Raw genomic sequence first — 18,745 nt, forward strand, 5'->3', positions numbered from 1 at the left:
TTTAGCAGGATATCTACCAGCCGACATAGCCGGGAGCCGATACCCCTTTCATTCGAAGGTATACCAGGCATTGTGCCCGATGATGGGCCTGGTGATCGCGCAGCAGGTAAAAAATATTTTCCTTGGTCATGGAAACGCCCCCAAATTCAATCTCCTCATTTAACTGAGATTCGGAGGCATTTTGGATCAAATCCAGCACATAGGCATTGGCCCGATCCAGAATAGCCATTACATCTGCTTTTTTGAAGCCGGTAGCATCCTCTTTGCGGTAAAAGCTTTTCCGATCCCCGGTAATGCGTGAGGTCAGCATGCTGATATTATCCGCCACGTGAAGCCATTGCTCCTGAAAAGACATGGCTTCATCCGTAGGTCTAAAATCATAACCAGCCTCCGGCATGGCTTCCGCCACGGATTTTGAATAGTTTAGGTTTCGCTGCCAGACTCCGGCATACTGTTTTTCAAAATATTCCTGCGCATGTAGATTCGTTCCGGCCATAAAGAGTAAGAGTGCAATCCATCGAACCACCATATATCATCCTTTTTGTAACCATGCAATAAACTGAACTTTCGCTAAAAAAACAATTTGAGCTGTCAGGAAATTCAGAATCCCGATTGGTTGAAGGGAACCATTATGATTGCTCCGGCCATTGATCCGGAGCAGGAAAAGTACTTGTGGTTTGGCAAGTTGGCCCTATACAAAAGTACCCGATGGCTGGCCCCCCGCTCCCTGCGGGTGGATGCAGATGAAAAGTACAGCCATGAAGATGAACTCAAAACGTTTATTGCGGACTGGGACCAAATTCGTAAACCGGTGCTCCATATACATGGTGATGACGATGGACTGGTTCCCTATGGGAATGTAGCCTTCTCCAAAAACAACATCCCCGAAAATTGGCTGGAAATAAAAACCTTCGAAAATAAAGGACACCTGATCCCTTTTACAGAACGCGAAACCATGGTAGAGGAAATCATCCGTTTCGTTTCCAGCCTGGAAACACCTGCTAGCCAATGACTTTTTCATATCTTAATTCACCAAAAGCCTTCTTCTTTCTCATCATTCCATCATTCGGGAATAATTGACAAGGAATAAGGGGGTATTGCCATTTTCTTTGGCTGTCCTGCATGGCACCTTTGTAACATCATTAAAACAAAAACAAAAAAGCTATGCGTAACATTAAATTTGACGTACCAACTAAATCATCGGTAAGCGAAGAAAATAAGGCCATTTTGGAAAAGATCGAAGGCGGCGTGGGGTTTGTCCCTAACATTTATGCCACCTATGCCCTTTCAAACAACGCACTGGCCAGATATACCGCCTTTGCCAATGGCAAAACCAGCCTGAACAACAAGGAAAAAGAAGTGGTCAATCTGGTGGTCAGCCAAATCAATGGCTGTACCTATTGCCTGGCAGCTCACACCGCCATTGGTAAAATGAACGGTTTCTCTGAAAAGGAAATCCTGGAAATACGAAAAGGTACGGCCACATTCCATCCGAAATTCGATGCTTTGGCAAAACTCGCCAAATCGGTCATGGAAAATGCCGGAAAAATAGATGACACGGTTCTGGAAAATTTCTTTGAAGCCGGATATGATAAAGAAAATCTGGTAGATACCATCGTGGCCATTGGCGAAAAAGCAATTACCAATATGCTTCATAATGTGACCAAAGTTCCGGTAGATTTCCCGGAAGCAGCCCCGTTAAATTAAGTCCAATACCATTATCACTAAAATTTTATTCGTTATGCAATCAATTAATTGGAAAAACGCAATCATCGCAGGATTCATCGGTACGGTATTATTTGATGTATTCGGTCTGCTGATGTCCGGCGAGTGGTGGGATCTACCCGCCCTGTTGGGCGAAAAGACCGGTCTCGGCCTGGTATATGGGGTGTTTGGCCATTACAGTAATGGCATCTTATTAGCCATACTTTATGCGGCCATCGCTCCCTCGCTATGGGGGCCCCATTGGGTAAGGCCTTTTATTTTCATCACCGCCCAGACGATCGCACTGGTATGGTTCTTTATGTTCCCCTTAATGGGTGCCGGAGTAGCCGGAAGCAATGCCGGACCCATGATGGCCATAGGCTCGCTATTGCGGCATTGGGTATTTGTCATTCCGTTCATTTTCATTATAAACAAGAAGCTGTTTCCTGATCAGGAGGATAAGCTCAGCTTTACCTGAAAATAAACGGGACTCACTGGAAATTCCGGACAGAACCAGGGTTCGTGTCCGGAATTTCTTTTTTTGTTATACTTTGAAAATGAATAAATCGCTAAAAGCATGAAAAAGGAAACCGTACGTTTTAAAAACCGCCAGGGAATCGATCTCTCTGCCTACATTTATCATCCGCTTGACCAGCATCCTCGTTTTTTTGCCCTGTTTGCCCATTGTTTTACCTGTGACAAAAACCTGAAAGCCATTCAAAACATTTGCAATACCCTTTCTCAAATGGGGGTTGCGGTTATGAGCCTTGATTTTACGGGTTTGGGAAATAGTAAAGGGGAGTTTGAAAATACCAACTTCTCTTCCAATATCAGTGACCTGATAGACGCATCGGAATTTTTGACCAAACGTTACCAGGCCCCTTCCCTGCTGATCGGACATTCATTTGGCGGTGCTGCTGCCATTTTTGCCTCCCAAACCCTGCCGCATATTGAAGCATTGGTGACTATTGGAAGCCCCTCAGACCCTCAGCACATCGCCCATTTGTTTGAGGATCACCTGGAATCTATTGAAACAAAGGGATCTTCCACGGTTCATATCGGCGGTAGGGGCTTTGAAATCAACCAAGCCTTTATTCAGGATCTCCGCCAAAAAGACCTGGGTTTCTGCCTGTCTAAACTCAAGAAACCCATCCTGATTTTACACTCCCCACAGGATCTCATCGTGGATATTCGGCATGCAGCCGAGTTGTATGAAAAAGCCTACCATCCCAAAAGTTTTGTTTCCCTGGATGGTGCGGACCACCTGTTATCCAACCCGACTGACAGCCAATACGTGGGAGAAATGATCAGTTCCTGGTCCAGAAAATACATACCCGCTCCTACCGTGCCCAACGATACCAAAGGACACGCAGTAAAGATTCGGCTGGCCGGGGATGGCTACACCTCCGAAGTGAAAACACCCTTCCATCACCTGCTGGCAGATGAACCGGAAGAGGTGGGAGGCGATAATCTGGGCCCCACACCTTATGACCTACTCATGGCAGCACTGGGCACCTGTACTGCCATGACCCTGCAAATGTATGCTCAGCGTAAAAAATGGAAACTGGAGGAAATCAATGTGTACCTGGACCATGATAAAGTTCACCAAAAGGATGGCGACAATGTGGACGATAAGAATGCCAAGATTAGTCGTTTTACCCGAAGCCTGGAAATAACCGGAGACATCGACGAAACCCAACGGAAAAGACTATTGGAAATCGCCAATAAATGTCCGGTCCACCGTACCCTGCAGGAGCAAATCATTATAGAAACAAAGTTTAAAAACGAATAAAATTTCCCGATACATAGAGAAAGTCCAAAAATAAAAAGGTGTTCGGTGATAGATATCACACGGCCCCTTCTCCACAATGACTAACTTTAGCATGTACCGTTCTGAGGATCAATTTATTTGACCCTGGCGCGCACATATAAAAACCAAAACACAACTTATCATGAAAAAAAACATGGGTACTATTGATCGCGTGGTGCGGACTATTATCGCTATGGTCGCCCTTTATCTTTACTTTACAGGAGCCGTATCGGCAACCCTAGGCTTGGTATTTATTGCAGTGGCAGCTATTTTTCTGCTGACAAGCCTGGTGAGTTTTTGTCCCCTTTATACGCTGGTTGGAATAAAGACTTGCCCGGCAAAAGAAAATTAAGGTAGGCACCGTATTAAGAAAACAAAGGCTGACTCCTCGCGGAAATCAGCCTTTAAACTTTTACCTGGAATCTGTACTTAGGCAGGATCCAGAATCTCTTTGATGCGTTCCAGACAATCCTCTAGATGGATTTTACTCATCCGGTCTCCGGTTCTGGGGATGGCCCTTTGAATTTGCCCCTGAAGGGTTTTTAGGCCCGCCCGAGCGGCTGGCCGGATATCCGACTGGGAGGCATCTAAGGAGGAAGCCGACCTACCACTTTCATCTTCGGTAAGCAGGAGTTCCAGCCGCTCTATATGCGCACGTTGCAGGCTTCTGCGGTTGACATCGATGGTTTTTCCCTGGGGAAGCTCGGACCATATCCCCTCGCTGAGGTCATCCATCATCTCCAGCAAACCATAGACCGATGCTCCGTTCAGGGCCTGGTTTTCGATGACCCTTCCCAATCTGCCCCATTCCAGTATGCCATTCAGCGTAGTTACCTGAAGCTTTCGCACCCGGTCAAGCATTCCAAAATCTTCGATACGCCGGGTAATGGCCTCATTGGTCAACCAGTCCTGGGTAGCAAATAACTCATTAACCAAAAATGCCATGGCTTCTTTTTGGGTGGCTTTGGCTACGTGGGTATATACGGCTTCCTCTTCCTGACCCGTGGCTTTATAAATTTCGTAGACCCCGCCTATATTGGTTCGTACATGTCCCATGTATCGGTTATACTGGGCCAAAACCTGTCCGTACAATTCCTCCAGATCACTGTAATCCTTATAGGGTTTGTCTTCCTCTGCCGTCCATTCGATCAAGTTTGGTACGATCCGTTGCAGGTTCTGGATGCCATAGTCAGAAGCCTTCATCGCATCGTTACCCAGGTCTTCGCTTTGGGTGCTGGGATCGTAGGGATTGCCCTGTCGCCCGTACCGATAGACCGGATTTCCCTGTTTTTCCAATATCCATTGATCCAGGATAGCCTGCTCCTCTTCCGGAGTACTGGCTTCGGGAATGGGCCGGTACCCCCATCCAACAGCAAATTTGTCATAAGGCCCCACCTCTGGATACAGGTGTACTCCTTCATCCTCAGGTTGTGCAATGTAATTGAACCGGGCATAATCCATAATGGAGGGGGCCGTACCGAATTCACGGGTGAAAGTGGCTGAACGCAGGGAATCTACCGGATAGGCAAAAGAGGAGGCAAAATTGTGCGGCAAACCCAGGGTATGGCCAACTTCGTGCGCAGAGACGAACCGAATTAACCTGCCCATCACTTCATCCTGAAATTCAATTCCCCGGGATTCCGGATTGATAGCCGCCGTTTGGACAAAAAACCAATTGCGCAGCAGGTTCATGACATTATGGTACCAACCGATATCGGACTCAATGATTTCACCGGATCGGGGGTCGGAAACATGAGGACCGTAGGCATTCTGTATGTCGGAAGCAAAATATCGAATCACCGAATAGCGCGCGTCCTCGGGATGCCAATTCGGGTCTTCCTCGGGCGTAGGGGCATCTTTTGCCACAATGGCGTTTTTAAATCCCGCTTCCTCAAAGGCCACATTCCAATCCTCGACCCCCGCCTTCAGATAGGGTACCCATTTCTTCGGTGTAGCGGGATCAATATAGTATACGATTTGTTTTTTTGGCTCTACTAACTCGCCCGCCTGGAACTTTTCAAGGTCTTCTTCTTTCACTTCCAATCGCCAGCGATCCAGGTAAGTCCGCTTGCTGGCCTTTTGCGCATCCAGGCCGTAATCGGTCACCCGAGTGCTAAACCAGCCCACCCTGCGATCCGCCAGTCGCTGCATCATGGGTTCTTCCGGAAGCAAAACCATGCTACTGTTCATTTCTACCGTGATCAAGCCCGTGCTGGAATTGGAAGGTGGCTCGGCAGCAGCATAGGTAAGCACGTATCGGGCTTCAATATTGGTGGGGTAGGTGCGAATGCTATCTACGTAGGATCGATCCGTATCCAATCGGGAAACCTTGTATTGGGTACGCCGGTTTTTCTGCAAGCCAAGGGCCTGTATGTCCTTGGAAAAAAGGTCCGTTACTTCTATCACCCAGCCTGTTTCGTCCTTACCTTTAGACTTGATGTCGAAGCGATAAAGAATGGGTTCCAGATTGGAATTTCTCACCGCTTCATAGATCGGGAGCGAATCAGAGGCCGTATTGGAGTAAGAAACGACCCGAAGCAGCAGGTTTTTATCCTTTTTATCCCAGCGTAGCATCTGTGTATTGGTTCGCTCGCCTCCGTAGCCTATTCCCGAAGCCGTTTTAGCGATGGTGGTGACCATTAACATTTCCCTACCCAGCATTTCCTCCGGAATCTCATAAAAATAAGACCCATCCACCAGGTGAACGTCAAAAAGCCCTTCCCGGCTCTGTGCCTCCTCTGTAATGATTTCTTTGTAGGGTTTTAAACCTCCTTTGGATTCCTCCTTCTCATCCGAGGCTTTTTCCTCTTGTTTTTCGTCCTCCTTTTTGTTTTTCTTGTTTTTACGCTGAGCGTCGGCTTCTTCGGTAAAAACCAGGATAAAGCAAAAACTTACCAAAAGCGTAAGGAGTATACCTGACTTCGACCGATGCTTGTATTTTTTCATTTTCAATGATTTAATGGAAAGACGAAATTAAAGGATTATTTTTAAATCTGTTTGTTATCCGGAATGGAAATCACCTGTTGAAATATCTTTCTCGTTTTCCAAACCATCCCGAATAAGAATAGTTAAAAAATCACGCATGTTTGAAAATGAAATTATTATTATTGGAGGTGGCTTATCCGGACTGACAGCTGCCTATCTATTAGCCCGGCAAGGTAGAAAAGTGCTGGTTATCGAAAAGAAAACCTATCCCTTTCATCGGGTCTGTGGAGAATACGTGTCCAATGAGGTAAAAGATTTTTTGATTCGGGAAGACTTGTTTCCCTTTGAGCACAATCCGCCTTCCATCAACCAATTTAGATTAAGTGCCGTCAATGGAAATCACGCAGATTTTCCGTTGGATTTAGGCGGTTTTGGGATAAGCCGCTACGTACTAGACCACCATATTTATCAAAAATGCATGGAACAGGGGGTGCAGTTTTTGCAGAAAACCCAGGTTACCGATGTCCATTACGAATCCGAAAAGCACTGTTTTATTGTTGAAACCAATAACGGTACCATCCTTCCTGCGGAATTTGTACTGGGTGCTTATGGCAAGAGATCCAAAATTGATAAAAAATTAGCGCGGCCCTTCATACAAAAAAGAAGCCCCTATGTAGGCATAAAATACCACATACAGATGGAGGGATTGGAGGACCAAATGGTGGCGTTACATAACTACAATGGTGGCTACCTGGGAATCAATAAGGTTGAAAACGGGCATTTTAACTTGTGCTACCTTGGAAGCAGGGAACAGCTCAAAACTTCCGGAAGTATTGCGGCCATGGAAGAAACCTACCTGTACAAAAACCCTCATATTCGCCATATTTTTGAAAATGCTCATTTTTTATGGGACAGACCGGAAGTGATCAACGAGATCAGCTTTGCCACAAAACAGCCTGTGGAAAATCAGATCCTGATGCTAGGCGATGCGGCTGGCATGATCACCCCTCTCTGCGGAAACGGAATGGCCATTGCGATCCATACGGCAATCCTGGCAGCCGAAGCCTTTAAGGAAAAACAAGGCCTCACTGAAATTCAGGAGGCCTATCAAAAAAATTGGAATCTATTTTTTCGGAAACGGCTCATGCTGGGAAGGAAAATACAACAGCTATTTGGAGCACCACTGGTATCTTCCCTGGCTGTAAAATTGCTACAAAGCTCTTCCTTTCTTTCCCGACAACTTATTCGACAGACCCACGGCACTCCTATCCAATAAAACCACCCCAAATAGCATTCGAAAACGCCATGGGGTGGCTTGGCAGCTTTCTCTTAAAAGCGTATGGACAGACCCGCAAGGTAGTTGGTCCCGGCCATAGGATAATAATAATTTTCAGTCACCAATTCCCGTCCGCTGTTTCCTTCGGTGGGCACGAAATAGCTAAAGGTATAGCCATTGGGTTCGTACAATTCGTTGAAAACGTTATTTACCTTTACAGAAAACGCCATTTCCTCCACGAACCCGGGATTCCAGCTGTAAGAGAACCGTAGATCGGTCGTCCAGAAGGGATCCAGGCTACGGGATTCCTGCTGGGTATTGTCCAGGTACTGTCTCCCAACATACTTATTGAGCAGGCTAAGCTCCAGGTTTTTTACCGGACGGAAATCGATGAGGGCACTACCTACCAGATTGGGAGAAAAGGCAATATCCGTATCCTGATAAGTGGTGCTTTCCTGGCCGGCGAATCCCCAATTTTCATCGTACACATCGTTGTATTCCGTAAACGTATCAATCTTATTTCTACTAAATGCAATATTTCCTCCCACCGTCCAGCGAGAGGTAAGCTGCACTGCCCCATCCAGTTCTAGCCCTGCCCGGTAGCTACTGGCAACATTTTCCCGGATATAAGCCCCTACATCGTTGAGCTGTCCGGTGAGTACTAATTGGTCCTGATACCCCATGTAATACAGATTGGCACTGTATTGATAGCGATTGCGACTGACGCGAACGCCCGCTTCCACATTATTCAAGGTCTCCGGTCTGGGGATTTCTGCGAGCGGAGAATCCGTGAAATCTGCCCGTACCGGCTCCCGATTGGCCACGGCGTAGGAGGCATACCAGGTCTTTCCATTGGTTGTTTCATACGATAAGCCAACTTTAGGATTAAAAAAGTTATAATTCTGGCTACCGGTGATCGTCCTTAGGTCGCTGTTGATTCCCTCGAAACGGTAGTAAATATTTCGCCACTGAAAATCACCAAACAAATACAGCCTTTCCTGTACTTCGTAGGTTGATTTGAGGTAAATATTCCGGTCATCCTTCACCGCCACGTTGTCGTAGTAGCGGTCGCGGATATCGGTATCTCCGCTCACACCCATCCAGATGATTTCCCCAAAGTGGTCTCCATCATAACGATTGGCTGCTCCGCCCAAAATGGCATCCACTTTACCATTTTTGGACACGTATTTCAGAGAATAAACCGCCCCATAAAAATCATTGTCCAGCCACCTTCTACGAATAATATCGGTTTCGTTTATTTCTTCCCCTCCGATCAGGATGGGATCAATCCCATAGTTATCCGGCAGGTTATCATCCGGTCTGAATTGCTCGTAGTATCCTTGTCCCTGCGTATAATGTAACGCAAAATTGGCCTTCAGATAATTTCCCCAGGTACCGGCATAAATAAACTGATAATGATCCTGCTGGTAGTTATCGGTTTCGTTTTCATACGTGTAGCCGTTATAGGTGCGATCGGTTTCCAGTAGGTTTTCGGGTACGCCGTTCCAGGCCTGATACGTCTGCTCAGATCCGGAAAAGATATTGACCTTTACCACATGATCATCGCCAAAATAGCCGCCTGAAACGAAATAGGATTTCAGGTCTGAGAACGCCCGATCAATGTAGCCATCAGAAGAAATCCTGGAAAGCCGGGCATCTACCGCCCAACGGTCGTCAATTAGTCCTGTACCTGCCTTTATGGTGTGTTTACGGGTAGCAAAAGAGCCCACCGAGTGATCGGTTTCCGCATAGGCTTCTTCCTTTTTGGTATCCGTTTGGATATTCAGGCTGGCACCAAAGGTGGCCGCTCCATTGGTGGAAGTACCTACCCCCCTTTGGATTTGGATGTTTTCTACCGAAGATGCAAAATCCGGCATGTTTACCCAAAAAACGCCGTGTGATTCGGCGTCGTTCAGCGGAATCCCATTCACTGTCACGTTAATCCGGGTCTGGTCGGTTCCCCTGATTCTCAAACCTGTATAGCCTACGCCTGCTCCGGCATCGGAGTGCGTGACCATGGAAGGGGTATAATTGAGCAACATCGGCAGGTCCTGGCCCAGGTTATTTTTGGAAAGGTCCGATTTGTCTATCACCTGAAAGGTGGTGGGGGTGGTGGCTGAGGCCCTGGTTCCGGAGACGATAAACTCCTCTGTAGAGATGGTAATCGGATTTAGCTCAATCAAAAGCGGTGAATCCTGCGGAACCCGGACGGTAGCCCAGGTGGTCTCATATCCCACATAGGATATCCGTAGTTCCCATTCTCCCTGCCCCATTCCATTCAGCTCAAAGCTTCCGTTTCTGTTCGAGACGGTACCTTGGTCCGAATCTTCAAGGATAATGGTGGCACCCGGAAGGGCAACATCGTTTTCGGCATCCCTGATTTCTCCTTGAATGCGGTTTTGGGCCATTGCCCATTGGGTCAACAGCATTGCTGCGGCTGACAGATACATGCGAATCATAATTATTAACGAATTCGGTTAAACATAAAAGGAATAAAGGGGTATTCCTTTTTTCGTAGTTTACCCAATAGCAGTACGTACGATTAGCTATTTCTCATTTCCCTTCGCCGGCACTACCCGGATCAGGTAATATGGGTATGATCTCAGCCCGGTATATTGGGGCACCCCTAATGATCTTGATGCAAATGTAAGTGGTAGAAATGGGAATGCCAAATACTACCGCATGGCTTAAGCCGTTCCCAATACTCTTAGATGTCGGAAATGGGAAACGAAAGCACGACGCAATTTCTGATGCTCCAGATACGTGATGTTATACTCCTGACATGCTTGTTTGATTATCTTGCTGATAGCAGGATAGTGAATGTGCGAAATTTTTGGAAACAAGTGATGCTCAACTTGAAAATTCAAACCACCCAAAAACCAGGTTAGCAGTTTGTTGCCGGTCGCAAAATTAGCAGTGGTGCGGATTTGGTGAATCATCCATTCGTCTTCCAGGCTGTTGGTGGCCGGGGAAGGTATCGGGAAAGCCGTTTCCTCCAGGCTATGTGCCAGTTGAAATACCAGGGTCAGTAATAGTCCTGCAAACAAACTGAAAACAGCAAAACCCAGCAGCCATTGACTAAAGCCTACCATATAAATGGGTATGGCCAGGAATAAGACCAGATGAATGGCCTTAAAAGACCAGAAACTGATATGGTCTGAAAGCTTCATTTTCGTTATGGGAACCAAGCCGACCTTTTTGGTCACGTACTTTTTGTAATCCGTAAAAAACACCCAATAAAGGTACAGCAGAGAATAGGTAAAAATAAAGTAGTAATGTTGAAACTGATGAAATTTTAACTTTTTCTGGGTTGGGGAAAGTCTCAAAAAATGGCCGGCGTTCAAGTCGTCATCCACTCCTTCCACATTAGTATAGGAATGGTGTACCACATTATGTTTGGTTTTCCACATAAATACATTCGCTCCCAGAAAATTGATAGAAAGACCTGCCAATCGATTGACCCAGGGCCGGTCACTAAAGCTCCCATGTGCCCCATCATGCATGACATTAAAGCCTATAAAGGCCGTCATGGCACCAAGAAGCAGGCATTCCAACAACGCAAATGCCCAGTGAGGGGTAAAGAAAACAAGGTGAACGTATAGAAAAATAAAAGACAATACAATGATACCCGCTTTCAAATAAAGGGGGCGGTTACCGGACCGTGTTAATTGTTTTTCCCGGAAGTAGTCACTTACCCTTTTTTTGAGATCCTGATGGAAATTAAGGGTAGGTTTAGAAAATTTTGGCGTAGCCATACTGATATTTTAATAGGTGAATTGCAAAAGGTGAATCAAGGTCGGAGGTGGCTTCGTATTTATGAAATCAGCCGGGTGAGGGATGGTATCCAAAATACCAATTTGAAAGATACTACATTTTATCGAATGAATCAATTAAATTCCACTGTATTAATCAAATGCATCATATCTGTTTTAACATATTCAATGATCGGGGCCAGTGAATCGTTCTTAACTGCGGTGTTGAAATAAAGCGCCCCTCTCAGAAAATGAGTGGTGGAATCAGTCACAAAGAACTGGAACTGCGTCGGTACTTCTCCGCTCAACTCGGCTACCAATCCAGTATAGCCCTTAGGCGTTCGGACAACACTCTCGTCGATGCCGTAAGCCTTGATTTGATGCTTAAAAGTCAGATTGAGTGCGTCATCCAGGTAGGTTCTCAGGTTTTCTTTATTCCCTTCAATTGGCTTATAGGTAAGGTGCACCCTTGCTCCCAGTGCCGTATAGTGCAGATTGATCCAGGTTTTCTCAGCCATGTTAAAGGAATCCGGCTCCACCTGCAGGTGACTGGAATGCTGAAAGGAATAGGGAAGGTCCATTGATAGGGACTCAAACTCCCTTTCCGGCAGGTCAATGCGATTGTACCCCATTGGCTTGGGTAGGTAGTCTTCTCCGCAGGAACTGATAAACAGCAGCAGCAGCAAGCTCCATCCGATACATCCCGATGAACAATCCATGCCTTGCTTTTTACTATTCCTCATTCTCTTACCCAGGTCACTTTTTCTGAAATTGGCTTCCTTCTTCCCTCCGGCCAGCGATCGGTAGCCGGTTTGGCCACATAAAAAAAGCCCATCAGCATGTCTTCTTCTTCCAGGCCGAAAAAGGATTTGGCTTCGGGCCAAAATGTAGGTCCGCCGGTCCCCCAATATGCCGCCAAACCATGGGCACTGGCCGTCAGGTACATGTTCTGTACCGCCATGGAAACCGCCGCTACTTCTTCCATTTCCGGGAGATTCGCCCGAAGATCGCGCTTCATCCCGATCGCAATGATGTGAGAAGCTTTGAGTGGGTTCTCCTTGAATTTAGTATAGGTGGCTTCTATAAATTTCCCGGCTTTTTCACTTCGTTCCTTGTATAATCCGGATTGAAAATCAGCCAGTCGCTGAAGTCCTTCTCCTGAAAAGACTACAAAACGCCAGGGCTCCGTCAGCTTGTGGGTTGGTGCCCAATTGGCATTTTCAAGCATTTCCATAATGATCCGATCATCCACCGGGTCGTCCTCCTTAAACTGAGCTACAAATTGAGACCTTCGGTTTCGGATGATTTTATTGACTTCTTCTATATTAAATACGGGTCGGTTATTCATAAATGTGCTGTTATTACTAGTATTTCAATCCAACCTTTATCCCACCATAAAAGTTTCTTGGAGCGGCTGGTTGGAAGTACCTGCCTCCGAATGGATTCAGGTCATTACCCAGGCTATAGCTGGAATCGGAGAGGTTTTCCACTCCCGCAAAAACTTCCAAATCCAAGGTGGTACCGATACTTCCCCTCCAGCCTGCGCGGGCATTTAGCAGGTGATAGGCATCCTGGTAAACCGTGTTGGCATCATTCAGCGGAATATCATCCACAAATTGGTGGGTGAAATTAAGGTAAAAACCAGGTCTGGTGCGGATATCTAATTGATTTACCAGCGTATGAGGTGCTACTCCGGTGAGGTCATTTCCGGAATAATCATTTTCACCCTTTACAAAATCGGCAAAGGTAAAATAGTGACCGGTAAAGGTATGGGTCAGTTTAAGCTCTTGAACAAAAGTCAGTTGATTGCGGATCAAGGCATAATCCACCAGGGCTTCCACTCCTTTTTGGTCCGTTGCCCCGGCATTGCGAAACAGCACCACTCCCTGTTCATTGGTAAAGGTGGTGATGGTCTCGTCTAGTTTAAAATAGAAAGCAGAAAGATCCACATTCACCCTTCCCTGATTAAAACTGGACCGGTATCCCAGTTCGTAATTGATTCCCTTCTCTGCCTCCAAATTCAGGTTAATCGTGCCTTCATTGGTCCGTACTTCGTCAATGGTGGGAGGGGAAAAACCGGAACTTATGCTCCCGTGAATTGCTGCAGTGGGGTTCAATTTGGCAACCAATGCGAGTCTGGGAACAATCACCGGATCAAATGTGCGACGAGCTTGCGAGGGCATTCCCCGGATGGCATCGATGTTTCTGGCAATATCCAAATTGGAAAAATTTTCACTCAAACCCAGCGTAAGTAGAAATTGCTCTGATAATTCCGCCTCCACTTGCTGGAAAAGAAAGGCCGTAGTAGATTGCAATTCATCACTGAACCGGATGGTATCTGCCTGACCGCCCCGGTTGCCAAAGTTTTGGGCCGCCGTCTTTGAAAACTGGTATTCCCCCCCGCCGATCAAACGTACCGGCACGGAACCCCAAATGGCATCATAGGTAAAACTGGTTCTTCCTCCGTAACTAAACTGCGTTTCCTTCTTATAGTCCAGGTTGAAGGGGTTTTCGAAATCCACGGTATTGATGTAGATCGAGGTTTTGTTACTGAAGTTTGGGTGGAACTGGTAATCATGGGAAAGCACTCCGTACATCGACTGTTGGTCAATGGATGCGTTTTGGGCCGCAGATCCGGGTCGGGCCTGACTAGGATCTTCCTCCACCTGGTCGGCAGTCAATGCCCCGGGCAATTCGTAAAAAAGATCGGAATACAACAGCTGTGTGGTCAGCATTTGCTTTTCAGAGGGCTGGAAATATCCGCTCAGTTGGACAACTTCCCGGTCCATGGCGGTATGGTCCCGGTAGCCGTCGGCTTTCTGCTTCACGTAGGATACCTTAATACCTCCTTCCTCCATTTTTTGAGACAATCCAAAGCGGTACCGGGTCATCCCAAAGTCGCCAAAAATGAGGTCCGAGCTAATCCTGTTTTCATTAATGTCCGGACTACTGGTAAAATTAATCACGCCTCCATTTCCGGCACCATAGATGCTTCCCGCAGGCCCCTTGATAATCTCGGTGTTCTCCAGGTTGGAAAGATCCAGCATGTTGAGCGGAGTGGTGCCATCTGCAGCCGTAAAAGGGATTCCATTCCAGTAGACTTTTACATTTCTTACTCCAAAAGGTGCGCGCAAGGAGCTACCCCGAATCGAAATACGGTAGCTGGCGGGTGCCCTTTGCTCCACCCGTATGCCCGGTTTGGTATTAAAGGCATGGACCACCGAGGTTTCATTGAACCGAAACAAATCCGCTTCAGAAACCCTGGCAATGCCCGCAGCCTGCTCCAAAAGCGGCCTTTCCGTATCAAAGGAACTGACCACCACTTCCGAAAGGGCGTTTTCAGCCCGCTGCAGGGAAACCGTCAAGGTACCTGAGACGGGTACCGTTTGGGTCTTGCTCTCATAGGCTACGTGCGAAAAACGCATCTCGGTGGCTTCTTCCAATGAAAAGCTTACTTGTCCCTCTTCATCGACCACGTAAGCAGGCAGATTATTTGCTTTCAGCGAAACATAAGGTATGGGATTGCCAGACTGTGCATCCAGCACCAGGATTCTGGTTTGCGCCAAGAGCGTCAAAGGCAATAAGGTAATTATTAATAATAGTAAACTTTTGATCATGGATTGGAGGAATACGATGAGAATGTAGTTACGCTTACAAAATTAAATCATTTCGCTCGCAATATACCACCAATAAAAAAAACCTGTGGCAGGTAATCAAAAAATCAATACCTTGTTTGACAATTATCATTAAATATACCTACGATTATGGATAGAAGATCTGCCATGAAGCAATTGGCGCTGCTTACCGGAGGGGTGGTTCTGATTCCGGCCTGCGACTTCAGCGAGGAATCCATCTTGCAAGCCTATGAAAACCTAAAGATCACCGCTTCTGAAAAAGAACTGTTGACCCGCATTATCCATACGATTTTTCCGGGAAACGTGCTCAAATCCGGGGAAGCGCTACAGCTTCCCGATTTTGTGCTGGTGATGTGCAACGATTGTCTGAATGATACCCAACAGGAAGCGTTTCTCACCGGCCTCCGGCAATGGGAACTGTTTTCCAAAACCCATTTTGGAACGGAATTTTCCCAGATGGATGCTACACAGGCAGAAAACAGCCTTCGAAAAACCCTGGTTATGGATGGAGACAAGGAAGCAGATGCGGCTAGGGGTTTTATTAGCACCACCAAACAGTTTGCCTTGCAAGGCTACCTGAATTCCGAATACTTCATGACAGAAATCAAACCCTATGAATTGGTTCCTGCACGATTTTACGGAAGCAAAAAGATTGAAAACGCATAAAAGAAACGTACGCCATGGCGAATTTGAATATAAACAGTAAAAAGGAAAACAGCTACGATGCTATCGTTATCGGCTCAGGGATGAGCGGCGGTTGGGCAGCCAAAGAGCTTTGCGAAAAAGGCCTCAAAACCCTGGTTCTTGAAAGAGGAAGGGAAGTGAAGCACGTTCAGGATTACCCTACCACCAATAAGATGCCCTGGGAATTTGAACACCGGGGGGCCATTCCGGAAGCAATCAAAAAGGAAAATCCGGTAGTGAGTCGTTGCTACGCCTTTCGGGAGGATGCTCAGCATTTTTTTGTAAAAGACCAGGAGCATCCCTATGTACAAGAAAAACCTTTTGACTGGATCAGAGGGTATCAAACGGGTGGCAAATCGCTGCTTTGGGCCCGACAGGTGCAGCGCTGGAGTGATTTCGATTTTGAAGGACCTGCCCGGGATGGATTTGCGGTGGATTGGCCCATTCGCTATCAGGACATCGCTCCCTGGTACAGCCATGTGGAGAAATTTATCGGCGTTTCCGGCAATAAGGATGGCAGGGACAACCTTCCCGATGGGGAGTTTTTACCCCCTTTCGAGCTGACAGCCGGTGAGTTGTACTTCAAGGACTTTCTACGTAAAAACTACCCCGAAAGGGAAATAATCGTGGCTCGTTGTGCCCACATTACCGGCAACAAGGAATTTTATGCCAAACAGGGTCGGGCCCTTTGCCAAAACCGGACGCTTTGCCAGCGGGGCTGTCCTTTTGGAGGCTATTTCAGTAGCAACTCCTCCACCTTGCCCTGGGCTGCCAACACCGGCAACCTCAGTATGCAACACCATGCCGTGGTTCATTCCATCATCTATGACGAGGCCAAAGGCAAAGCCACGGGAGTTCGGGTGATCGATGCCAATACCGGGGAAACCACAGAATATTATGCCAAGGTAATCTTTTTGAATGCCAGTGCCCTCAATAGCAATCTGATCTTGTTGAATTCAACCTCCAACCGTTTTCCCAATGGCTTGGGCAATGACAGTGGCGTCCTGGGAAAATACGTGGCCTTTCATAACTACCGGGCAGGCATTTCCGGAGAATACGATGGCTTAAAAGAATATACCACTGAGGGAAGACGGCCCACTTCCGGGTACTTCCCGCGTTTCCGGAATGTTTACAAACAGGAAACCGATTTTCTGAGGGGATATGCGGCCGGATTCAGTGCTAGTCGAAGTATGATTACGGACTACTCCGGCATTGGAGAAGAACTGGAACAGGCGCTGACCCGGGAGGAATACGGGCCCTGGCGGGTGGGTTCCCACATGATGGGCGAAACCATCCCGAAAGAAGAAAGTCAGGTAAGCCTGGACCCAGTTAAAAAAGATGCCTGGGGCATCCCGCAGTTAAAGATTGCCATGGACTACGATGCCAATGACGAAGCCATGATCAAGGATTATCTGGAGCAGATGACCGAGATGTTTGAAGCGGCTGGATTCACCAATATCCGTACCCGGGATGACAAACGTGCCCCCGGCCTGGATATCCATGAAATGGGTGGAGCCCGAATGGGGAACGATCCGGAAACTTCGGTGCTGAATAAATGGAACCAGATTCACAGTTGCCCCAATGTCTATGTGACCGACGGGGCCTGTATGACCTCCACCAGTACGCAAAACCCTTCGCTGACCTACATGGCCTTTGCCGCCAGAGCGGTAGACCATGCCGTGAAGAATATGGGATAGCTTTTGGTGTTTTGTTTTCTTTTCTAATTAGCAATATGGAAAAGAATCCATATTCGGAGATTGTCCATTACCTACTGCGAAGGAAAATGATTTAGCATCTAATAGCAGGGCAGGGCAATATCAGTAATAATCCGTAGAGAATTACGTTTCTCACTGTTTATCTAAAATGTCCTTAAATCTTTTGAAGGATAGCCGGTCACTGTTGTTCTTTCCAACATACCGGTATACCTCTTTTCCCTCAGGATCTATAAGAATCAAGGCTGGATAGTGAACCACCTGTCCGTGAAAGGCATAGCCATCGGGAATACCCAGTCTCTCGGCCAGATTGGCATCCATATCCTGGTAAATAGGAAAAGGAGTTTCCCCAAGGTTTTCCGCCCAAGCCTCGATTTCTTGCTCTGTATCAGGTTTAATAAACACCTGAATGACATTTTCCAGGGAAGAAGATTTCTCTATATAGTCATTTGTATGGCGGATACAATAAGGGCATTCGGTTTTGAGTAAAAAATGTAAGGCCACATAGTTACCCTTGGCATTGCTTAAGATAAAGGGTTCATGGTCCCCTACGGCAGGTAATGTAAAGTCAGTTACTTTTTCCTGTGCAGGGCTTTCAAAATAAGCCATCGATAAAACGATTAGGATTAAGACCTTCATGTTACCAGATTTAGACATTAAAGTTAATCAAAAATTTTAATTACCTTCGTATTTTCATCAACCAACCCAACCATCATGGAACTAACTGGAAAAATCATTCAGGCACTGGAAGAACAATCAGGTAACGGTAGAAACGGTACCTGGCGAAAAAGGGACTATATCATGGAAACTCCCGGCCAGTATCCCAAAAAAGTCTGTCTCACCGTATGGGGAGATAAAATCGACCAATTTAACATTCAGGAAGGTGCTGATGTTACCGCCAGTATAGAAGTAGAAAGCAGGGAATACAACGGACGCTGGTATACCGATGTGAAAGTTTGGCGGGTAAACAGCCAGGATACCAGTAATGGAGGTGGTGCAGCGGCTTCCGGAAACCAAAAGCAGGACCAACCTGATGTCAGTACCTTCAGCGATGACAGCGAAGGAGATATCCTGCCTTTTTAATCAGGATTATTCGCATAAACTGCCCGTAAGCTTCGGATTCGAAAAGGTTAATTCCCGAAATCAGGTCATCCATGGTATTTGAAGCGAATCGTTAGAAAACGATAATCGTTCCTTTTTAAATTAGTAAAGGGATAATTTCCTGGTATCATTTCTCCCAACCGATT

The 18,745-nt window shown here is 46.7% G+C and carries 17 protein-coding genes and 1 riboswitch; of the genes, 9 read left to right on the forward strand and 8 right to left on the reverse strand.

Going from position 1 to position 18,745, the window contains the following annotated elements:
- Positions 1–13: 13 nt before the first annotated feature.
- Positions 14–529 carry a DinB family protein gene (locus GJS45_RS22105; protein ID WP_162344069.1) on the reverse strand — a complete coding sequence of 172 codons (516 nt, stop codon included), beginning with the start codon at positions 527–529 and terminating at the stop codon, positions 14–16.
- A 54-nt stretch (positions 530–583) separates the two neighbouring features.
- On the opposite strand from GJS45_RS22105, the gene GJS45_RS22110 reads away from it, so the two are divergent.
- From GJS45_RS22110 to GJS45_RS22130, 5 genes are all read left to right on the forward strand, one after another.
- The gene (locus tag GJS45_RS22110; protein ID WP_162344070.1) at positions 584–1,012 is read left to right on the forward strand and encodes an alpha/beta hydrolase; all 429 of its coding nucleotides are present in this window, start codon (positions 584–586) and stop codon (positions 1,010–1,012) included.
- Positions 1,013–1,164: 152 nt separating this feature from the next.
- A complete protein-coding gene (locus GJS45_RS22115) occupies positions 1,165–1,707 on the forward strand; it encodes a carboxymuconolactone decarboxylase family protein (RefSeq protein WP_162344071.1) in 543 nt (180 codons plus the stop codon).
- Positions 1,708–1,741: 34 nt separating this feature from the next.
- On the forward strand, positions 1,742–2,182 hold the full coding sequence (locus GJS45_RS22120) for a DUF2938 domain-containing protein (RefSeq protein ID WP_162344072.1): 441 nt from the start codon (positions 1,742–1,744) through the stop codon (positions 2,180–2,182).
- 99 nt (positions 2,183–2,281) lie between these two features.
- Positions 2,282–3,496, forward strand: a complete 1,215-nt coding sequence (locus GJS45_RS22125; RefSeq protein WP_162344073.1) for a bifunctional alpha/beta hydrolase/OsmC family protein — start codon at positions 2,282–2,284, stop codon at positions 3,494–3,496.
- 160 nt (positions 3,497–3,656) lie between these two features.
- Positions 3,657–3,866 (forward strand): YgaP family membrane protein, encoded by a 210-nt coding sequence (locus GJS45_RS22130; RefSeq protein WP_162344074.1) that lies wholly within the window; start codon positions 3,657–3,659, stop codon positions 3,864–3,866.
- A gap of 77 nt (positions 3,867–3,943) precedes the next feature.
- On the opposite strand, the gene GJS45_RS22135 is transcribed toward GJS45_RS22130, so the two are convergent.
- A complete protein-coding gene (locus GJS45_RS22135) occupies positions 3,944–6,460 on the reverse strand; it encodes a zinc-dependent metalloprotease (protein WP_162344075.1) in 2,517 nt (838 codons plus the stop codon).
- 136 nt (positions 6,461–6,596) lie between these two features.
- On the opposite strand from GJS45_RS22135, the gene GJS45_RS22140 reads away from it, so the two are divergent.
- Positions 6,597–7,715 (forward strand): NAD(P)/FAD-dependent oxidoreductase, encoded by a 1,119-nt coding sequence (locus GJS45_RS22140; RefSeq protein ID WP_162344076.1) that lies wholly within the window; start codon positions 6,597–6,599, stop codon positions 7,713–7,715.
- A gap of 53 nt (positions 7,716–7,768) precedes the next feature.
- Here the strand turns inward: GJS45_RS22140 and GJS45_RS22145 are convergent, their stop codons facing one another.
- The 5 genes from GJS45_RS22145 to GJS45_RS22165 all read right to left on the reverse strand — a co-directional run bounded on the left by GJS45_RS22145 (position 7,769) and on the right by GJS45_RS22165 (position 15,084).
- On the reverse strand, positions 7,769–10,174 hold the full coding sequence (locus tag GJS45_RS22145) for a TonB-dependent receptor (protein WP_162344077.1): 2,406 nt from the start codon (positions 10,172–10,174) through the stop codon (positions 7,769–7,771).
- 82 nt (positions 10,175–10,256) lie between these two features.
- Positions 10,257–10,353: riboswitch (TPP riboswitch) on the reverse strand.
- 49 nt (positions 10,354–10,402) lie between these two features.
- The gene (locus GJS45_RS22150; RefSeq protein ID WP_162344078.1) at positions 10,403–11,470 is read right to left on the reverse strand and encodes a fatty acid desaturase family protein; all 1,068 of its coding nucleotides are present in this window, start codon (positions 11,468–11,470) and stop codon (positions 10,403–10,405) included.
- Positions 11,471–11,601: 131 nt separating this feature from the next.
- Positions 11,602–12,186: a gliding motility lipoprotein GldD gene (gene gldD, locus GJS45_RS22155; protein WP_162344079.1), complete on the reverse strand. Its 585-nt coding sequence runs from the start codon at positions 12,184–12,186 to the stop codon at positions 11,602–11,604.
- A gap of 20 nt (positions 12,187–12,206) precedes the next feature.
- Complete coding sequence (locus GJS45_RS22160; protein ID WP_162344080.1) at positions 12,207–12,815, reverse strand: nitroreductase family protein; 609 nt, start codon at positions 12,813–12,815, stop codon at positions 12,207–12,209.
- 16 nt (positions 12,816–12,831) lie between these two features.
- Complete coding sequence (locus tag GJS45_RS22165) at positions 12,832–15,084, reverse strand: TonB-dependent receptor domain-containing protein (protein ID WP_162344081.1); 2,253 nt, start codon at positions 15,082–15,084, stop codon at positions 12,832–12,834.
- 147 nt (positions 15,085–15,231) lie between these two features.
- Between GJS45_RS22165 and GJS45_RS22170 the strand changes: the two genes are divergently transcribed.
- Both GJS45_RS22170 and GJS45_RS22175 read left to right on the forward strand, forming a co-directional pair.
- Positions 15,232–15,768, forward strand: coding sequence for a gluconate 2-dehydrogenase subunit 3 family protein (locus tag GJS45_RS22170; protein ID WP_162344082.1), 537 nt, complete (start codon positions 15,232–15,234; stop codon positions 15,766–15,768).
- A gap of 14 nt (positions 15,769–15,782) precedes the next feature.
- A complete protein-coding gene (locus GJS45_RS22175; protein WP_162344083.1) occupies positions 15,783–17,483 on the forward strand; it encodes a GMC oxidoreductase in 1,701 nt (566 codons plus the stop codon).
- Between the two features lie 150 nt (positions 17,484–17,633).
- Here GJS45_RS22175 and GJS45_RS22180 read toward each other — a convergent pair whose 3' ends face one another.
- Positions 17,634–18,137 (reverse strand): peroxiredoxin family protein, encoded by a 504-nt coding sequence (locus tag GJS45_RS22180; protein WP_162344084.1) that lies wholly within the window; start codon positions 18,135–18,137, stop codon positions 17,634–17,636.
- 75 nt (positions 18,138–18,212) lie between these two features.
- On the opposite strand from GJS45_RS22180, the gene GJS45_RS22185 reads away from it, so the two are divergent.
- Positions 18,213–18,581: a DUF3127 domain-containing protein gene (locus GJS45_RS22185; RefSeq protein WP_162344085.1), complete on the forward strand. Its 369-nt coding sequence runs from the start codon at positions 18,213–18,215 to the stop codon at positions 18,579–18,581.
- Positions 18,582–18,745 lie beyond the last annotated feature (164 nt).

This window comes from Cyclobacterium salsum (assembly GCF_010119245.1).
Classification (GTDB): domain Bacteria; phylum Bacteroidota; class Bacteroidia; order Cytophagales; family Cyclobacteriaceae; genus Cyclobacterium; species Cyclobacterium salsum.

Excerpts from the sequence above, each read along its gene's own strand:
- GJS45_RS22115 (WP_162344071.1), top strand. The coding sequence starts at position 1,165 with ATGCGTAACATTAAATTTGACGTACCAACTAAATCATCGGTAAGCGAA.
- GJS45_RS22135 (WP_162344075.1), bottom strand. The coding sequence starts at position 6,460 with ATGAAAAAATACAAGCATCGGTCGAAGTCAGGTATACTCCTTACGCTT.
- GJS45_RS22150 (WP_162344078.1), bottom strand. The coding sequence starts at position 11,470 with ATGGCTACGCCAAAATTTTCTAAACCTACCCTTAATTTCCATCAGGAT.
- GJS45_RS22140 (WP_162344076.1), top strand. The coding sequence starts at position 6,597 with ATGTTTGAAAATGAAATTATTATTATTGGAGGTGGCTTATCCGGACTG.
- gldD (WP_162344079.1), bottom strand. The coding sequence starts at position 12,186 with ATGGATTGTTCATCGGGATGTATCGGATGGAGCTTGCTGCTGCTGCTG.
- GJS45_RS22125 (WP_162344073.1), top strand. The coding sequence starts at position 2,282 with ATGAAAAAGGAAACCGTACGTTTTAAAAACCGCCAGGGAATCGATCTC.
- GJS45_RS22175 (WP_162344083.1), top strand. The coding sequence starts at position 15,783 with ATGGCGAATTTGAATATAAACAGTAAAAAGGAAAACAGCTACGATGCT.
- GJS45_RS22160 (WP_162344080.1), bottom strand. The coding sequence starts at position 12,815 with ATGAATAACCGACCCGTATTTAATATAGAAGAAGTCAATAAAATCATC.
- GJS45_RS22120 (WP_162344072.1), top strand. The coding sequence starts at position 1,742 with ATGCAATCAATTAATTGGAAAAACGCAATCATCGCAGGATTCATCGGT.
- GJS45_RS22185 (WP_162344085.1), top strand. The coding sequence starts at position 18,213 with ATGGAACTAACTGGAAAAATCATTCAGGCACTGGAAGAACAATCAGGT.
- GJS45_RS22105 (WP_162344069.1), bottom strand. The coding sequence starts at position 529 with ATGGTGGTTCGATGGATTGCACTCTTACTCTTTATGGCCGGAACGAAT.
- GJS45_RS22165 (WP_162344081.1), bottom strand. The coding sequence starts at position 15,084 with ATGATCAAAAGTTTACTATTATTAATAATTACCTTATTGCCTTTGACG.
- GJS45_RS22145 (WP_162344077.1), bottom strand. The coding sequence starts at position 10,174 with ATGATTCGCATGTATCTGTCAGCCGCAGCAATGCTGTTGACCCAATGG.
- GJS45_RS22170 (WP_162344082.1), top strand. The coding sequence starts at position 15,232 with ATGGATAGAAGATCTGCCATGAAGCAATTGGCGCTGCTTACCGGAGGG.
- GJS45_RS22130 (WP_162344074.1), top strand. The coding sequence starts at position 3,657 with ATGAAAAAAAACATGGGTACTATTGATCGCGTGGTGCGGACTATTATC.
- GJS45_RS22180 (WP_162344084.1), bottom strand. The coding sequence starts at position 18,137 with ATGAAGGTCTTAATCCTAATCGTTTTATCGATGGCTTATTTTGAAAGC.